This is a genomic window from Pseudorhodobacter ferrugineus DSM 5888 (genome assembly GCF_000420745.1).
Classification (GTDB): domain Bacteria; phylum Pseudomonadota; class Alphaproteobacteria; order Rhodobacterales; family Rhodobacteraceae; genus Pseudorhodobacter; species Pseudorhodobacter ferrugineus.
Genome location: NZ_ATVN01000003.1, coordinates 267,976 through 284,704, shown reverse-complemented (window position 1 = coordinate 284,704; position 16,729 = coordinate 267,976). Strand labels below are relative to the sequence as shown.

The 16,729-nt window shown below is 58.5% G+C and carries 19 protein-coding genes, 1 other RNA gene and 1 pseudogene; 13 read left to right on the top strand and 8 right to left on the bottom strand.

Annotated features, from left to right (window positions below; all coding sequences use genetic code 11):
• On the bottom strand, nucleotides 1-267 hold a 267-nt coding region (locus tag G560_RS20565; RefSeq protein WP_155947154.1), incomplete at its 3' end, for a transposase.
• A gap of 355 nt (nucleotides 268-622) precedes the next feature.
• Between G560_RS20565 and G560_RS0104680 the strand changes: the two genes are divergently transcribed.
• Both G560_RS0104680 and G560_RS0104675 read left to right on the top strand, forming a co-directional pair.
• Nucleotides 623-1,228: a TetR family transcriptional regulator C-terminal domain-containing protein gene (locus G560_RS0104680; protein ID WP_022703149.1), complete on the top strand. Its 606-nt coding sequence runs from the start codon at nucleotides 623-625 to the stop codon at nucleotides 1,226-1,228.
• A gap of 109 nt (nucleotides 1,229-1,337) precedes the next feature.
• Complete coding sequence (locus G560_RS0104675) at nucleotides 1,338-1,631, top strand: hypothetical protein (protein WP_155947144.1); 294 nt, start codon at nucleotides 1,338-1,340, stop codon at nucleotides 1,629-1,631.
• 15 nt (nucleotides 1,632-1,646) lie between these two features.
• Here G560_RS0104675 and preA read toward each other — a convergent pair whose 3' ends face one another.
• Nucleotides 1,647-2,948, bottom strand: a complete 1,302-nt coding sequence (gene preA, locus G560_RS0104670) for an NAD-dependent dihydropyrimidine dehydrogenase subunit PreA (RefSeq protein ID WP_022703147.1) — start codon at nucleotides 2,946-2,948, stop codon at nucleotides 1,647-1,649.
• Between the two features lie 24 nt (nucleotides 2,949-2,972).
• Entirely contained in the window at nucleotides 2,973-4,295 is a 1,323-nt protein-coding gene (locus tag G560_RS0104665) for an NAD(P)-dependent oxidoreductase (protein WP_028913733.1), read from the bottom strand.
• A gap of 247 nt (nucleotides 4,296-4,542) precedes the next feature.
• Here G560_RS0104665 and accB point away from each other — a divergent pair, with 247 nt between their 5' ends.
• Genes accB through aat form a run of 3 tightly spaced genes read left to right on the top strand, consistent with a single transcriptional unit; the run spans nucleotide 4,543 to nucleotide 7,057 of the window.
• Complete coding sequence (accB, locus tag G560_RS0104660) at nucleotides 4,543-5,019, top strand: acetyl-CoA carboxylase biotin carboxyl carrier protein (RefSeq protein ID WP_022703145.1); 477 nt, start codon at nucleotides 4,543-4,545, stop codon at nucleotides 5,017-5,019.
• A 10-nt stretch (nucleotides 5,020-5,029) separates the two neighbouring features.
• Nucleotides 5,030-6,382, top strand: a complete 1,353-nt coding sequence (gene accC, locus G560_RS0104655) for an acetyl-CoA carboxylase biotin carboxylase subunit (protein WP_022703144.1) — start codon at nucleotides 5,030-5,032, stop codon at nucleotides 6,380-6,382.
• A gap of 33 nt (nucleotides 6,383-6,415) precedes the next feature.
• The gene (gene aat / locus G560_RS0104650; RefSeq protein WP_022703143.1) at nucleotides 6,416-7,057 is read left to right on the top strand and encodes a leucyl/phenylalanyl-tRNA--protein transferase; all 642 of its coding nucleotides are present in this window, start codon (nucleotides 6,416-6,418) and stop codon (nucleotides 7,055-7,057) included.
• On the opposite strand, the gene G560_RS0104645 is transcribed toward aat, so the two are convergent.
• The 4 genes from G560_RS0104645 to G560_RS0104630 form a co-directional block, all read right to left on the bottom strand.
• On the bottom strand, nucleotides 7,021-7,380 hold the full coding sequence (locus G560_RS0104645) for a DUF2155 domain-containing protein (RefSeq protein ID WP_028913732.1): 360 nt from the start codon (nucleotides 7,378-7,380) through the stop codon (nucleotides 7,021-7,023). The genes aat and G560_RS0104645 overlap by 37 nt on opposite strands.
• 22 nt (nucleotides 7,381-7,402) lie before the next feature.
• A complete protein-coding gene (locus tag G560_RS0104640) occupies nucleotides 7,403-7,777 on the bottom strand; it encodes an NADH:ubiquinone oxidoreductase subunit NDUFA12 (RefSeq protein ID WP_022703142.1) in 375 nt (124 codons plus the stop codon).
• Nucleotides 7,778-7,917: 140 nt separating this feature from the next.
• Nucleotides 7,918-9,183 carry an ATP-dependent Clp protease ATP-binding subunit ClpX gene (gene clpX, locus G560_RS0104635; protein ID WP_022703141.1) on the bottom strand — a complete coding sequence of 422 codons (1,266 nt, stop codon included), beginning with the start codon at nucleotides 9,181-9,183 and terminating at the stop codon, nucleotides 7,918-7,920.
• A gap of 128 nt (nucleotides 9,184-9,311) precedes the next feature.
• The gene (locus G560_RS0104630) at nucleotides 9,312-9,944 is read right to left on the bottom strand and encodes an ATP-dependent Clp protease proteolytic subunit (protein ID WP_022703140.1); all 633 of its coding nucleotides are present in this window, start codon (nucleotides 9,942-9,944) and stop codon (nucleotides 9,312-9,314) included.
• Between the two features lie 329 nt (nucleotides 9,945-10,273).
• Between G560_RS0104630 and G560_RS0104620 the strand changes: the two genes are divergently transcribed.
• Nucleotides 10,274-10,741 carry a CAP domain-containing protein gene (locus G560_RS0104620; protein ID WP_022703138.1) on the top strand — a complete coding sequence of 156 codons (468 nt, stop codon included), beginning with the start codon at nucleotides 10,274-10,276 and terminating at the stop codon, nucleotides 10,739-10,741.
• 33 nt (nucleotides 10,742-10,774) lie between these two features.
• Here G560_RS0104620 and G560_RS0104615 read toward each other — a convergent pair whose 3' ends face one another.
• On the bottom strand, nucleotides 10,775-12,094 hold the full coding sequence (locus G560_RS0104615; RefSeq protein ID WP_028913730.1) for an ATP-binding protein: 1,320 nt from the start codon (nucleotides 12,092-12,094) through the stop codon (nucleotides 10,775-10,777).
• A gap of 111 nt (nucleotides 12,095-12,205) precedes the next feature.
• On the opposite strand from G560_RS0104615, the gene G560_RS0104610 reads away from it, so the two are divergent.
• The 7 genes and pseudogenes from G560_RS0104610 (at nucleotide 12,206) to G560_RS0104585 (ending at nucleotide 16,674) form a co-directional block, all read left to right on the top strand.
• Entirely contained in the window at nucleotides 12,206-13,111 is a 906-nt protein-coding gene (locus tag G560_RS0104610; protein WP_022703136.1) for an MBL fold metallo-hydrolase, read from the top strand.
• A 6-nt stretch (nucleotides 13,112-13,117) separates the two neighbouring features.
• Nucleotides 13,118-13,474: a transfer-messenger RNA gene (gene ssrA / locus G560_RS20560) on the top strand.
• 54 nt (nucleotides 13,475-13,528) lie between these two features.
• Nucleotides 13,529-14,178, top strand: a pseudogene (locus G560_RS19910) (DUF1194 domain-containing protein).
• 126 nt (nucleotides 14,179-14,304) lie between these two features.
• Nucleotides 14,305-15,102 carry a chromate resistance protein ChrB domain-containing protein gene (locus tag G560_RS0104600; RefSeq protein WP_022703135.1) on the top strand — a complete coding sequence of 266 codons (798 nt, stop codon included), beginning with the start codon at nucleotides 14,305-14,307 and terminating at the stop codon, nucleotides 15,100-15,102.
• Nucleotides 15,099-15,536, top strand: a complete 438-nt coding sequence (locus G560_RS0104595) for a chromate transporter (protein WP_022703134.1) — start codon at nucleotides 15,099-15,101, stop codon at nucleotides 15,534-15,536. Before G560_RS0104600 ends, G560_RS0104595 begins: the two co-directional genes overlap by 4 nt.
• A gap of 83 nt (nucleotides 15,537-15,619) precedes the next feature.
• Nucleotides 15,620-16,090 (top strand): SspB family protein, encoded by a 471-nt coding sequence (locus G560_RS0104590; protein ID WP_022703133.1) that lies wholly within the window; start codon nucleotides 15,620-15,622, stop codon nucleotides 16,088-16,090.
• A gap of 23 nt (nucleotides 16,091-16,113) precedes the next feature.
• Nucleotides 16,114-16,674 carry a class I SAM-dependent methyltransferase gene (locus G560_RS0104585; RefSeq protein WP_022703132.1) on the top strand — a complete coding sequence of 187 codons (561 nt, stop codon included), beginning with the start codon at nucleotides 16,114-16,116 and terminating at the stop codon, nucleotides 16,672-16,674.
• The last annotated feature ends 55 nt before the right edge of the window (nucleotides 16,675-16,729 follow it).

Here is a 16,729-nt window from a genome sequence, read left to right as displayed (position 1 = left end):
TGTTTTATTATCTGGGGTCTGCGCAGCCAGCCCGGTCATAATACGAGCGAAAACGCCCATATTGCTCCAGCGCTTCCAGCGATTGTACAACGTCTTGGAAGGGCCATAGTCAGCAGGTGCATCACACCAGCGTAAGCTATTGCGGTTAATGAAGATAATACCGCTCAAAACACGTTTATCGTCGACACGTGGCTTACCTCGGCTCCTTGGAAAGTAGGGCCGCAGTCGCAACATCTGTTCGTCAGTTAGCCAGTAAAGATTACTCATCATACCCCCAAATCATTGGGGTCCGTGAATCATAACCGCAAATCAGCAGCAAGGCATTTTATGGGTCCTGAGCCTAGTCGCAAAGTTCGAATGAGATGTGACGCAATTGGGGCCAAATTTGGCGTTGCTGCAATTGCGCAAAGGGCAGACATTTCGATGCGGCCCGTCCACGCAATCAATCGCCCATACAGGCTCGGCCGGCGTTAAGATCAGGTTAACAAAAATGTTATTATGTATATTTTACAATATTTTACAACTTTGACCGCACGCGGACACAGCGGGTTTGACCCGCATCCTCTGGCAGGCTAATATTACCTTTCGCGGGGTTCGTCTCCGACCCCTAACAGGACAGTTTATGACCCACACCCGCACCCGAATTCAGGTCAAAAACTCTGAAACCATCCTCGACGCAGCCCTTGACGTCTTTTCTTCGCACGGCTTTCGCGGCGCGACTCTCGATCAGATTGCCGAAGTGGCGGGCCTCTCGAAACCTAATCTCCTCTATTATTTCCCGTCAAAAGAAGCGATCCACCTCGCCCTGTTGAACCAGCTTTTGGTCACTTGGCTGGACCCCTTGCGCGCGATGAACCCAAGCGGCGATCCTGTGACCGAAATCATGACTTACTTGCGCAAAAAGCTGGAAACCAGCCGCGATTTTCCGCGTGAAAGTCGTCTGTTTGCCAATGAAATCCTGCAAGGTGCGCCCCACCTGCGCGCAGCCATCGAAGGCGATTTGAAAACGCTGGTCGATGAAAAAACCGTTGTTTTGAAGGCGTGGATGGATCAGGGCAAGATTGCCCCCCTGCCCCCCGTCCACCTGATTTTCTCGATCTGGGCGCTGACCCAACATTACGCCGATTTTGACGTGCAGGTCCGCGCCGTGCTTGGCCCCGACCACGACCCCTTTGCCGAGGCAGAGGCGTTTTTGGAAATCCTGTTCACGCGGCTTTTGACCGTTTGAAATTGAGATAAACCCTTGGCATTTTGCCCAAGAAATCCCTGCGCAAATTTGGTAACGTAGCCCAAGGCGGGGGCCTCACCGGAAACGGATAACGCAGATGGACTTTCCAGTGTCACCACGTGTCGCGGTACCCACACCGACGGCTGTTGAAATTCAAAAACCCGTGGCGTCAACGGCAGAACAAACCGTTTTGCCCGCACCCCTCAGCGTGGATGAGGCGCGCGTCGCCGCCCGCACCGCGTTTGAACCGCGCGAAAGAACCGCGATCATCCGCGCACTCTTGGCCAACCCACCAGCATCGGCAGCAGCGCTCAGCCTTGCCACCCAAATCGCGGCACAGGCCCAGCAGGCAATGGCGGGCTATACCTCGGCGCTCGCCAGTATCGACCCACCACCAGATTAAACTCGCCTGACCGAATTATTCCGCCGCCGTCACACTGGGGTTGTTCGGATGCGTGGTCCAGTTGGCAAAATCCGCCACTTTCTTGCCCGTACGCTCATCCACTGCGCCTTTGGGCAGTTCCACCATCGTGATGCAATCTTCGACAGGGCAAACATTGACGCACAGATTACAGGCGACACATTCGTCGTCCATCACCTCGAACACACGGTCCTCAGACATCGAAATCGCCTGATGGCTGGTATCCTCGCAGGCAGCAAAACAGCGCCCGCACCCAATGCAGGCATCTTGGTCGATCCGCGCTTTGGTCACATAATTCAGGTTCAAAAACTGCCAATCCGTCACATTCGGCACCGCGCGGCCCACCAGATCAGCGGTCGATGTCATGCCCTTTTCGTCCATATATTGCGACAGGCCGGAAATCATTTCCTCCACAATTTTGAACCCATATGTCATCGCCGCCGTACAAACCTGCACGTTCCCCGCCCCCAGCGCCATAAACTCCGCCGCATCGCGCCATGTGGTCACGCCGCCGATCCCTGAAATCGGCAGGCCCCGCGTCGCCTCAGACCGCGCAATCTCGGCCACCATGTTCAGCGCAATCGGTTTTACCGCAGGCCCGCAATAGCCCCCATGCGTGCCTTTGCCGTCAATCATCGGCTCAGGGCTGAAACTGTCCAAATTCACCGACGTGATCGAATTGATCGTATTTATCAAAGATACCGCATCCGCCCCACCGCGTTTTGCTGCCTCGGCAGGTTTGCGGATATCCGAAATATTCGGCGTCAGTTTCACGATACATGGCATGCGGGAATGCTGTTTCACCCAGCGCGTCACCATTTCAATATATTCCGGTACCTGCCCCACGGCGCTGCCCATTCCGCGTTCAGCCATCCCGTGCGGGCAGCCAAAGTTCAGCTCGACACCATCGGCCTCGGTATCCTCGATCCGCTTCAGGATGTCCTTCCAAGACTCCTCGTCACAGGGCACCATCAGCGAGATAATCATCGCGCGGTCTTTCCAGTCGCGCTTGACCGATTTGATCTCACGCAGGTTCACCTCCAGCGGGCGATCGGTGATCAGCTCGATATTGTTCAGCCCCAGCAAACGCCGGTCCGCCCCCCAAATCGCGCCATAGCGCGGGCCGTTCACATTCACCACCGGCGGCCCTTCGGACCCGAGCGTTTTCCAAACCACCCCGCCCCAGCCAGCCTCAAAAGCGCGGCGCACATTATATTCCTTATCCGTCGGCGGCGCGCTGGCCAGCCAGAACGGGTTGGGGGATTTGATACCGATGAAATTCGTTGTCAGATCTGCCATGTGAATATCTCCGTAGGGTGGGTGCTAACCCACCGCCCCCATCAAATTTGCATGAATAGCCTCGGCCGCATCGCGCCCTTCGGCCACTGCCGTAACTGTCAAATCCTCACCGCCCATCGCACAATCGCCCCCCGTCCAAACCCGCGCCAGCGGCGTGGCGTCCAGCTTTGCGCCGCTCAAACCATCCGGTGCAACCAAAGTCTGCCCGATCGCCTTGAACACCTGATCGGCCTTAAGCGTGAAGATATCAGCCAGCAGTTTCAAACCCTCTGGCCCATCCTCAGTATAGGCAAATTCAACAGCGCTGACCGCGCCGCCCGCACCGATCACCTCAACCGGCGCCGCATTGCAAATAATTCGCACGCCGACCTGCTGCGCGTGGGTTTGCTCATGCGCGCTGGCACTCATCTTTTCCTGTCCGCGCCGATAAACGATGGTCACGTTCTGCGCACCCAGCAACCGCGATTGCACTGCCGCATCCACCGCCGTCATCCCACCACCAATCACCACCACATCGCGGCCAATGCCCAGCTTGGACTTGTCCGGTTGCTGACGTAATTCCTCAATGAAATCGACAGCATCGCGCACATTGCTCAAATCTTCACCCGCCGCGCGCAAGGCATTCACACCGCCCAAACCGATACCCAAAAACACCGCATCATAGTCGGCACGCAAGGCATCAAGCGTCACATCGCGGCCCAGCTCCACACCCGTTTGCACCGTGATCCCGCCGATTTGCAGCAACCACTCCACTTCCCTTTGCGCGAAACCATGCGGCGCCTTATAGCTCGCAATCCCGTATTCGTTCAGCCCGCCCGGTTTGGCGCGGCGGTCCATCACCACCACATCATGCCCGTGCATCGCCAAACGGTGCGCACAGGCCAACCCCGCAGGCCCCGCCCCAACAACCGCCACGCGTTTGCCCGTTGCGGGCGCGCGGGTGAAAGGATGTACTCCCTTGTCCATCACGCGGTCGGTCGCAAAGCGTTGCAGCCGCCCAATCTCCACCGGCTTGCCTTCGGCCGCCTCACGCACGCAGGCCTCTTCGCACAGCTCCTCGGTTGGGCACACCCGCGCGCACATGCCGCCCAGAATGTTCTGATCCCAAATGGTTTTCGCCGCAGCCTCGGGCGTACCCGTGGCGATCTGGCGAATGAACAGCGGAATATCGATGCTGGTTGGACAGGCCGTAATGCACGGCGCATCATGGCAAAAATAGCACCGATCCGCCGCCACATGCGCCTCATGCCCGTCCAGAACCGGCTCTAGGTCGTCAAAATTATGGGCATAGGCCTCAGGCACAAGGCGACCCGAAACAATTCCGGGCGTCAGCGGGGTATTGGACAAGGGGTAATCCTCCGGCTGTGTATGGTTTTCAGAAGGCTGCCACAGGTCAATTATTTTATCAAATGGTAAATTTTGAACCACGCAATTTTTCCCCAAACCCTGCCCCCGGCACGCTGCCCCGCACATCCCTTGTGCAACTCGTGCTTTTCACCAAAGCTTCCCTAGCGTATAACCCCTTCACATTAGTCGGGGGCAGGCACAGGATACCTGCCGAAAACACCCCAATATACGCCAATCGAGGACGGTAATGAGCAAACAATCAACAGACGCCGACGTCGCCTTTATCAAAGCGCTGGCCGAAATTCTGAACACCAATGACCTGACCGAACTGTCGGTCAAACGCGACTATGCCGAGGATGACAGCCTTGATGTCCGTGTCGTAAAACAAGCGAATGTTGTCACCATGACACAGGCCGCCCCCGTTCAAATGATGGCCCCAACCGCAGCCCCCGCCGCGGCCGCCCTCGTGAACGAAGATCCGGCTCAGCACCCGGGGGCGTTGACCTCACCCATGGTTGGCACCGCCTATATGGCGGCTGAACCGGGCGCAAAACCATTTGTTGTCATTGGTGACAAGGTGGCCGAAGGCGATACCGTGATGATCATCGAAGCGATGAAAACCATGAACCACATCCCTGCCACCCGCGCGGGCACCATCAAGCGCATCTTGTTCGAGGATGGAAGTGCCGTCGAATACGGCGCGCCTTTGATGATCATCGAATAAGGGGCAGGTAATGTTTACAAAGATCCTAATCGCAAATCGGGGCGAAATTGCCCTGCGCGTCATTCGCGCTTGCCGTGAAATGGGGATCGCCTCGGTCGCGGTGCATTCCACCGCCGATAGCGACGCAATGCATGTACGCATGGCGGACGAGTCGATTTGCATCGGCCCTGCATCGTCCACCGACAGCTATCTGAACAAGGCGGCGATCATTTCGGCCTGCGAAATCACCGGCGCCCAAGCGGTCCACCCCGGCTACGGTTTTCTGTCGGAAAATGAGGCCTTTGCCCAAGCGCTTGAGGATCACGACATCACGTTCATCGGCCCCTCGGCGGAACATATCCGCATTATGGGCGATAAAATCACCGCCAAGGAAACTGCCAAAGCCCTTGGTATTCCGGTTGTTCCGGGGTCTGAAGGCGGCGTGGCCACCTATGAAGACGCTATCATTGCCGCGGAAAGCATCGGCTTTCCGGTCATCATCAAGGCGACAGCAGGCGGCGGCGGGCGCGGCATGAAGGTCGCCAAGAACGCCAAAGATCTTGAAGTGGCGTTTCGCACCGCACGGTCCGAATCCAAGGCCGCGTTTGGAAATGACGAAGTGTATATTGAAAAGTACCTGCAAAAGCCCCGCCACATCGAAATTCAGGTGTTCGGCGATGGCAAAGGCAATGCGGTGCATTTGGGCGAACGCGATTGCTCGCTTCAGCGCCGCCACCAAAAAGTGTTTGAAGAGGCCCCCGGCCCCGCCATCACCCCCGAACTGCGGGCGAAAATCGGCAAAATCTGCGCCGAGGCTGTGGCCAAGATCAACTATATCGGCGCAGGCACGGTCGAATTCCTCTATGAAGACGGCGAATTTTTCTTCATCGAAATGAACACCCGCCTTCAGGTCGAACACCCCGTAACCGAAGCGATTTTCGGTGTCGATCTGGTACGCGAACAAATCCGTGTCGCGGCAGGCCTTGGCATGTCCTTTACTCAAGACGAGCTGGAAATCAACGGCCACGCCATCGAGGTCCGGATCAACGCGGAAAAACTGCCCAACTTTTCGCCTTGCCCCGGCAAGGTGCGTACGTTCCACGCGCCTGGCGGTTTGGGTGTGCGGATGGACAGCGCCCTTTATGGCGGCTATTCGATCCCCCCCTATTATGACAGCTTGATCGGCAAGCTGATTGTGCATGGCCGCGACCGCCCCGAGGCATTGGCCCGTTTGCACCGCGCTTTGGGTGAATTGATCATCGACGGGATTGATACGACCGTGCCGCTCTTCCACGCGCTGCTTGCCGAACCCGATGTGCAAAACGGCGACTATAACATCCATTGGCTTGAAAAATGGCTGGATGCGAAGTTTGGCAAAAACTAACCTTTCGGGGGGCAGCGTTGCCCCCCTGTTTTCATGCCTGATCAGATAACCCCCGAACTGCTTCTTTCGGCCTATGCCTCTGGCGTCTTTCCCATGGCGGAAAGTGCCGGTTCCAAGGGCATGCATTGGGTCGACCCGCAACATCGCGGCATCTTTGACTTAGACAAATTCCACATTTCCCGCAGTCTTTCGCAGCGAATTTCGCAGTGGAATTATACAATTCGAACAAATAGCGATTTTGCCGCCACCGTCACGGCCTGCGCCAACCGCCCCGAAACTTGGATCAATGCTGAAATTTTTGACCTTTACCAAGCGCTGCACAACATGGGCTACGCCCATAGCCTAGAGGTCTGGGAAGAGGGCGAAATGGTCGGTGGCGTTTACGGCGTGACGCTTGGCGCGGCGTTTTTTGGCGAAAGCATGTTTTCGCGCCGGACCGATGCATCCAAAGTGGCGCTGGCTTGGTTAGTGCACCGTCTGCGCGCGGGCGGCTTTACCCTGTTTGACACGCAGTTCATCACGCCACACCTCGCCTCACTGGGCGCTGTGGAAATCCCGCGCAATGCCTACCACAAACGGCTAAACACGGCGCTTTCCACGCCCGCCAGCTTTGATCCGCGGAACTACGCGCCAACGCCTTATTTGGTCAGACAGCGCAAAACCCACACGTCATAGCGCGAATGGTCCATCGCCGACAGCGCGGGGCTGCTCGCAATCATCCAGCCGGTAAAGGCGGGTTTATCCATCAACTTGTCCAGAATGGTCAGATGGGCATAGGCCTCGGTCGGGGCGTCCCCTTCGGGATAGCGGCATTCATCCAACTGGATCGTCAGCCGCCCGTTCTGCGCCGATTGCCCGCGTGACAGCTCCAGATCACCCGTAGCGCCCGATACTTTATCAAGCCACCGCACCACCGCGCCTTGGGCGCTGACAGCCGGTTCGGCCTGCAACGGTGTCGCGCATAGCAACGACAGGAAAAGCACTAAGCTGCGGGTCATGATCACATTCCAGACGTCCCGATCACTCGGGCTGCCATGCCTCGTAATCCGTGCGCGCAACGGGCGCAGGGCGGCGGATGGACCCCGTCGGCGCATAGGCGGCATCGGTGCCTGTCAGGTTTTCCTGATGCGGTTTTTGCCATGTTTTATGCACCAAAGGCTTGTCGCTTGGTGTTTCATCCCATGTGAAATGCAGCCAGCCATGCCAATCTGCATCAACCCGCGTCGCCTCAATCTCTCCGTTGTAAATCACCCAGCGGCGTTTGGCATCGGCGGTTTTGTAATAGATGTTACCTTGCGCATCCTCACCCACCTTGATGCCTTTGCGCCACGTGAAAATCTGGGTGCTGATCGTTTGGCTGTTCCACCACGTCAACAAGCGCTTAAGGAAATACATCACAGGGCTCCAGTTCTCAATTCGCGAAAGGGGGTCTTACGCGGGCTGGTATGGCGTAAATGGCGTCAAACGTCCAGCCCGATCCAGCGCAGCCAAGGGGCAAAAACAAAGGGCGGGCCAATGCGGCCCGCCCCTGTGCATCAACCCGCTGTTGCAGGCTCTTTCTTCTTGCGATCGGTATGAACCAGCAACGGCTTGGCCCCCGAATTCACCGCCTCTTCGTTCACCACAACCTCTTGCACGTCATCAAGGCCAGGCAGTTCAAACATGGTATCCAGCAGGATGTCTTCCATGATCGACCGCAAGCCCCGCGCGCCGGTCTTCCGCTTGATCGCGCGTTTCGCAATCGCGGTCAGCGCATCGGTGGTAAAGGTCAGCGTTGTACCCTCAATATCAAACAAGCGCTGATACTGTTTAACCAAAGCGTTTTTCGGTGCGGTCAAAATCGTGATCAGCGCAGCCTCATCCAAGTCCGTCAGCGTGGCCAAAACCGGCAAACGCCCGACAAATTCAGGGATAAGCCCGAATTTCAGCAAGTCTTCCGGCTCCAATTCCTGGAACATCTCGCCCACGCCGCGCGCATCGGGGTCTTTGACCTCGGCGCCAAAGCCGATGCCCGAACCCTTGTTGCGCTGCGCAATGATCTTTTCCAGCCCTGCAAAAGCACCGCCACAGATGAACAAAATGTTCGTCGTGTCCACTTGCAGGAATTCCTGCTGCGGATGCTTGCGCCCCCCTTGCGGCGGAACGGATGCAACCGTGCCTTCCATAATCTTCAACAGCGCTTGCTGCACGCCTTCGCCCGAAACATCGCGGGTTATCGACGGATTGTCCGACTTGCGCGTAATTTTATCGACTTCGTCTATGTAAACAATGCCGCGCTGCGCCCGTTCCACATTGTATTCAGACGCTTGCAGCAGTTTCAGGATGATGTTTTCCACATCCTCGCCCACGTAACCTGCTTCGGTCAGCGTGGTTGCATCTGCCATTGTGAACGGCACGTCCAAAATCCGCGCCAGCGTTTGCGCCAGCAAAGTCTTGCCGCAGCCCGTAGGCCCAATCAGCAAAATGTTGGATTTCGCCAGTTCGATATCCGATTTCGACGAATGGTTCAGGCGCTTGTAATGGTTATGCACCGCCACCGCCAACACCCGCTTTGCATGCTCTTGCCCGATGACATAATCATCCAGCACCTTGGCAATATCGCGCGGCGTTGGCACGCCTTCTGTCGATTTAAGTCCGCTGGATTTGGTTTCCTCGCGGATAATGTCCATGCACAGCTCGACGCATTCATCGCAGATAAACACAGTCGGCCCCGCGATAAGCTTGCGTACCTCATGCTGGCTCTTGCCGCAGAACGAACAATAGAGGGTGTTTTTGCTGTCGCTGCCCGAATTTGTCGCCATTATGATCCTCTGCCCCGCATAGCCTAAATTGCTTAACTTAAAAGCTGGTGGCCCAAGTCTAGGCCAAGCCCCCAACCTTCACAATGTCAAATCGCCCCCCAACACAACCTCGTCAGGGGGCGGTTCTTTTACTTCGCTTCCGGCTCTGCCTTGCCACGGTTTTCCAAAATCTCGTCGATCAGGCCCCAGGCCTTGGCATCTTCGGCCGACATAAAGTTGTCACGCTCCAGCGCCGCCTCGACGGTTTCATAGTCATTTCCGGTGTGGCGCACGTAAATCTCGTTCAAACGGCGCTTCAACTTTTCCGTTTCGCGCGCATGAATCATAATGTCCGTCGCCTGCCCCTGATACCCGCCCGAAGGCTGGTGCACCATGACGCGAGAGTTCGGCAAACTAAACCGCATACCCTTTTCGCCCGCCGTCAACAGCAAGCTGCCCATCGACGCCGCCTGACCGATTACCAAGGTCGAAACCTTGGGTTTGATGTATTGCATCGTGTCATAAATCGACAAGCCGCTGGTCACAACGCCGCCCGGGCTGTTGATATACATCGAAATTTCCTTGGACGGATTCTCCGCCTCAAGAAACAAAAGCTGCGCGCAGATCAGGCTCGACATGCCGTCATGCACAGGGCCGGACATGAAAATAATCCGTTCCTTCAACATCCGGCTAAAGATGTCATAGGCGCGTTCGCCGCGACTTGTTTGTTCCACAACCATGGGAACAAGGGTGTTCATATAGTGGTCAATCGGATCTTGCATCTGCGCCTGCCTGTTTATCTAAAGTAACGTAATCACCAAAGGATTGCCTAAGTCTTAGTTGTGCGTGCCGCCCCCCGCAAGGGCCGCAGGCAAATCAAACGCCAATCCGCCCAAACGTCTTGCCGCTTGGGCTCACTCTTTTCTGCCTCTGTCTTGGCAAATCAGGGTTAGGAAACCCTTAAGACCTGTCCAACCAGGTATGAAATAGCCCGCAAATCCGCCGTTTAAACCCCCATCCCAACAACGCTGCCCCGAAAACGCTTGGTCATACCCCCAGATTGCCCCTAAAATACCCCCAAAACCTAGCAACCGAAAGGCCATGCCCCACCGTGAAACGCTTCATTTCGCTGTGCTTTGCCCTATGCGTCATCGCCCTGCCCGCTTGGGCCGCCTGCACCAAACCCGCAGGGACTGACCAGCGCATCGCCCAAACCATGACCCAAATCAACGGCTACCGCCAGTCCGCAGGCCTGCCCGCATTGGCGCCGAACCCAAAACTGGCGCAGGCCGCCACAGCCCATGCCTGCGATATGGCGCAAATGCGTAAACTCTCGCACAAGGGCAGCAACGGCTCGACCCTGCCCCAAAGGGTCAAGGCCCAAGGCTACCGCTTTCGCGTTATCAATGAAAATGTGGGTGACATCACCCCCAACGCGGCGATCGGCCCCATGTGGTTTGCCTCGCCCGGCCACAAGGCTAATATACTGGACCGTGGCATCACCGACCTTGGCCTCGGCCTCGCCTTGGGGGCAGGGAACCGTCACTATTGGGTGATGGTCGGCGGGCGGTCGAAATAGCGATAAGCGGCAATCGCGCGCGCAGGGCACGCCCTAACAGGCAATGACCAAATCCGCCCGCAACCCGCCCAAATCCTCGCTGCGCGACAACAGCAATTTGCCGCCATGATTGCGCGCAATATCTTGGGTAATCGCAAGTCCAAGGCCCACACCGCCGCCTTTGTTGGGGTTGCGCGCCGCATCCAGCCGCGCAAAAGGCTGCATCGCCTCATCGCGCAGGTTTTCGGCAATCCCCGACCCGTTATCTTCGACGCTGATGCGCAAAGACCGCCCCGTCAATGCGTACCCAACCCGCACAATGCTTCCAAACCGCACAGCGTTGCTGATCAGGTTTTCAACCGCCCGCGTCACCGATACAGGCCGCAACATCACCTCACCCGCCCCCAGTGTGGCCCCCAACGTCACAGGCAGTCCCGCGCGCACCGCATTGCCCACAACGCGGTTTATCAATTCCTGCGGGTTGGTCAGCTCTGCCTCTTCAACAGCATCCCCACGCGCAAAAGACAAAAACCCGTCGATCAGCCGCTCCATATCCGCAACATCGCCCAGCAGCGCCTCGGTCTCTTCATCCTCGGGCAACAGTGACAGGCCCAACCGCAACCGCGTCAGGGGCGTGCGCAAATCATGGCTGATCCCCGACAACATCATCGTGCGTTGTTCAATCTGCCGCTCAATCCGGCCGCGCATGTCCAAAAACGCCTTACCCGCCGCCCGCACTTCCAGCGCTCCGCGTGGGCGATAGCGAATAGGCTGACCCTTGCCAAAGGCCGCCGCCGCATCGGCGAGCTTGGTAATCGGCCGCAACTGGTTGCGTAAAAAGCCGTAGGCGATAAGCGTCATCAAAACCGAGGTCAAAATCATCAAGACCAGCAACTGATGCGGGTTTGATGCTGACACCCGCCCCCGATCGACCACCAGCCATAACGGCCCTTGCGCGGTGTCGATCAACATCTCAACCCGCTGCGGATTGCTCAACAGCTCAATTTGACGCACTTCTGGCAGCGTCTCGCGCAAGGTCGCAATCACCTCTTTGCCGGCAAGGTCAAACGCGCTGCGCACATCTTCGCCCTCGGTCTTGTCGCTGGGAAAGGTGGTTTCAAATCCCATCGCAGGCGCAATCTCCGCCAGCCGCGCGCGTGCCTCGGCCACGCTCGGCGCATTGTCCATCTGCAAGGTCAAATAACTTATCTCAATCGCCACGCTGGTTGTCATCTGCCGCGTCACGCGTTCAAAATGCCGCTGGATAAAGGCGATCGACACCACAAGCTGGATCGTCACCACTGGCACGATCAAAATAAGCGCCGCCCGCCCGTAAAGGCTGCGCGGCATAAGGTATTTTAACTTGCTCAACATGATTGCAGACTAGCGTTGCTGCATTGATTACAAAAGCCCCAGATTGATTTGCCCGCAACACCCCGCCCAAAGCCCGCCAATGACCCGCCCCACCAATGCAAAGGACCCACCATGCCCCCCCCCCCCGGCCTTTGCGCCCGCCTGTCCCCCGGCATCCGCCGCGTCCTCGCGCCAAATCCCTCGCCAATGACCCTTCACGGCACGAACAGCTATCTGATCGGTACAGGCGATGTGGCCCTGATCGACCCGGGCCCCAACCTTTCCGCCCACGGCGATGCCCTTCTGGCGGCGCTCGATAAAGGCGAACGGATCAGCCATATCCTTGTGACTCACAGCCATATTGATCACTCACCCCTCGCCGCCCCGATGGCGCAGGCCTTGGGCGTGCAGGTCTATGCTTACGGTCCCACCTCCGCAGGCCGCAGCCCGCAAATGCAGGCGCTGGCTGACACCGGGCTGATCGCAGGCGGCGAAGGGATTGACGCAGATTTCACCCCTGACGTTTGGCTCGCAGATGGCGAAACCCTTGCCCATGGCGATTGGTCGCTAACAGCCATCCACACACCGGGCCACCTCAGCAATCATCTGTGCTTTGCCCTTCAAGAGGCGGGCGGCGATGTGCTCTTGTCCGGCGACCATGTGATGGGCTGGGCCTCGTCGCTGGTGTCGCCACCCGATGGCGATATGGGCGCCTACATGGCCTCCACCCGCAAACTCGCGGCAAGCGATTGGTCCATCATCCACTCCGGCCACGGCGCGCCGATAACCGACCCCGCCACCCGCCTCGCCTTTCTCATCCAGCACCGCGAGGCGCGCGAAGCCGCAATTCTGCGCGAACTCGCCCACGGCCCCACCACAATCGCGGCCCTGACCACAACGCTTTACACCGACACGCCCCCCGCCTTGCACCCCGCCGCGGCCCGCAACGTTTTGGCCCATCTCCTTGATCTCGCAGCCCAAAACCGCGTCACCGCCCACCCCGGCCTCGGCCCCGCAGCGACCTATACCCTGCGCTGAACCACTCCCCTTGCACACGCCCGCCCCCGCCCCTATATTCAATTTGTTCGGGCTTGCTCGGACTATGGCGATAAACGCACCTGTAATACACGGCTCGGACCCGGGGGCGGTACCCGGCGACTCCACCATTCCACCCGCTCATTTCGGGGGTAAGGGGTCGAAATAGGATCGACGAACGTCTAAAGAGGCCAGCTTTTGCTCGGTGAGGTACCACCGTTATCGGTCCGAAACGTACAGTTGCAAATGACAACCGTGCTCCGATGGCAATGGCCGCGTAAGCGACCGGAACTATCGAAAACTAAGCCCTTGCGCCTAGCAGCGTAAGGCGGGGCCCGGAGGAGCCTGGCAACAGAATCCTCCACTTTTCTCCCAATAATCCGCTTGTTTTTGCACCCGTTCCGCGCCACGCTCGCCCCTATGCTGCGCACCCTCGCCCTCACAATTGCCCTCACAACCCCTGCAGCGGCCTGCGAAACCGCACTGCTCCTTGCCATCGACGTGTCAGGCTCCATCGACCGCGGCGAATATGCGCTGCAAATCGGCGGGCTTTATGACGCCCTGCGCGACCCCGAAGTGGCCGATGTCTTGCTGCAAGGCCAGGTCGCCCTTGCCGTGGTCCAATGGTCCGGCTTGGGCAGCCAGGCCCTCGTGCTTCCTTGGCAACGCATGCTGTCCCCCCAAGCCCTCACACGCTTTGCAGATCGCGCCCGCGCCTTGCCCCGCAGCTTTCATGGCTCGGACACGGCGGTCGGCGAGGCGCTGACCTTTTCCATCGAACAGTTCAAAGACGTCCCCGATTGCAAGCGCCATGTCATTGATATCTCTGGCGATGGCCCTGAAAATGCCGGCAACACAGTCGCCCGTGCCCGCAGCATTGCCGTCAGCCAAAACATCGAAATCAACGCCATCGCGATCGAGGATATGGGCGCCTCCGCCCCCACTACAAACTTCTACAAAAACTGGGTTATCACCCCAAAAGGCTTTGTCATGACCGCCCGCGGGGTCGACGATTACCCCGCGCTCTGCGCGCCAAATTGTTGCGCGAACTGATCAAACCCACGGGCTAAAGTCGCCTGAAACTCAACGCTTGACCCACCCTTCCCAGCCACTTACCCTAAACCGATGGGGCCCGCGAACGCCCCGTGAGGCCACGCGCCCAAGGATCGCATCCCAATCGCAACAAAGGATGCACCATGCCCGGCCCGAATCAAATCAACCCTGCCCAGCTTGACCGCCTGATCGGCACCCCCGATGCGCCCTATATCATCGACGTCCGTATCGCCGATGATTTTGCCCTCGATCCCCGCGTCCTGCCCACATCGCAGCGCGTCTCCCACACCGACATCGCCACCACCCCGATCCCGTCCAAACGCTGCGTGGTGCTGTGCCAACAGGGCAAAAAACTATCCGAAGGCTCGGCAGCCCTGCTACGCCTGCGCGGCATCGCGGCTGAAACCCTTGCGGGCGGCTTTGCTGCGTGGGCCAAGGCGAAACTCCCCCTCACCCCTGCCGCAATCTTGATGGCCACAGACCGCTGGGTCACCCGCCACCGCCCTAAAATCGACCGCATCGCCTGCCCCTGGCTGGTCCGTCGCTTTGTCAACCCAAACGCGCAAATTCTGTATGTTCCCCCCTCCGACGTACTGGACGTGGCCGACCGCTTTACCGCCATCCCCTTTGACGTGCCAAACACATTCTGGTCCCACCGAAACGACCAATGCACCTTCGACACGATGGTCACAGAATTCGGCCTCACCTCACCAGCCCTTGACCGCCTCTCACTCGTCATCCGCGCCGCCGATACCGACCGCCACGACCTGTCCCCCCAAGCAGCGGGCCTCCTCGCCCTCTCGGTCGGCCTGTCGCGCCAATACAAAGACGACCTCGACCAACTAAACGCCGCAATGCCCCTCTATGACGCCCTCTACCGCTGGGCGCGCGACGGCTTTGACGAAGGCCACGACTGGCCGAAACCACCCCCGGGCCCTTGATCCTCGTCACCGAGTTTGTGGCCTACCTTGCAGGCCACGGGCTTGGCGGCGTCTGGCTTGGCCTTGCCGCCGCAGGGGTTGCGCTGTGGATGACCTTTGCGCCGTGTTTCCTATGGATATTCGCCGGCGCGCCGTTGATTGAACGCTTGGAACACGCCCCCCGACTATCTGCGGCCTTCGCCGCAATCACCGCCGCCGTGGTCGGCGTTATCGCCAATCTGTCGCTGTGGTTCGCGCTCCACGTCCTCTTTGCGACGCTGGGCCAATGGTCGATTGGCCCCGTCACCCTCATCGCCCCACATCCAACCAGCGTTGACCCCTTGGCCACCACCCTCACCGTGCTTGCCATCTACCTCATCTTTGCGCGGCACTGGGGCCTCACCGCCACGCTCGCGCTGTGTGCTGTCTTGGGCGCGCTGCCAAACTTGTTGTAACAGCCTGCAATTTCACCACCCCCGCCCCTTCCCTTCAAACCCAAATCCCCTATGCTAACCGGATTCGAGGAAAGGATATCGGCATGGCGCGGACCATCGACTACGGCAACCTGATGCACAACGCGATGCGCGGGCTGATCCAGTCCGTCTTGACCGATGTGTCGCGGCACGGCCTGCCCGGCAACCATCATTTTTTCATAACCTTTGACACCACGCACCCCGATGTCCTCATCGCCGACTGGCTGCGCGCGCGCTATCCGACTGAAATGACCATCGTCATCCAGAACTGGTTCGAAAACTTCGATGTCACCGATACCGGCTTTTCCATCACCCTGAATTTCGGCAATAACCCCGAACCGATGGTCGTGCCCTTCGACGCCCTGCGCACCTTCGTCGACCCGTCAGTCGAATTCGGCCTGCGGTTCGAACAGCACGAAGACGATGAGGATGACGACGAAGGCGACGACGACGCTCCACTTGACGATGACGAAACCACACCCGAGAAGCCGCACCACGAAGCCGAGGTTCTCTCGCTTGATAAATTCCGCAAGTGACGCGGCCTCGACCGGGGAAATCCATGTTTTCTGACCTCAGATTTTTCCTCAAACAAGCCCTTCTGGAACCCAAACAAACCTCGTCGCTTGTGCCGTCCTCACGTGCATTGGCCGCCGCAATGGCCGCCCATGTTGGCCCCGCATCAGGCCCCGTAATCGAATTCGGCCCCGGCACCGGCATCATAACCGAGGCGATCTTGAACCGCGGCGTGACCCCGTCAAACCTGACCCTGTTTGAAATGAACCCGGCCTTTGCCGCAACCCTTGCCACCCGCTTCCCCGGCACCACCATCCACACCGCCGGCGCCCAAAATGCCCCCAACCTGATGCCCCACGCCGCAGGCGCCGTCGTCTCAGGCCTGCCGCTCCTTTCCATGCCCCGCGACCTGCGCCGCGAAATCATCGCCGCCGCCTTTCAGGTCATGCGTCCCGACGGCATTTTCATCCAATTCACCTATGGCCATAACGCGCCACTGTCTGTCGAAGGGCTCAATACCCTCGGCTTGATCGCCAAAAAGGCCAGAAAAGTCTGGGCCAACTTCCCGCCGGCACAGGTCTACATCCTCAAACGCGCTAAAATCTGACACAGATTGCGGCGGTATGCCGCTGTATACCGATTGATTTCCTGCCCCCACCGCC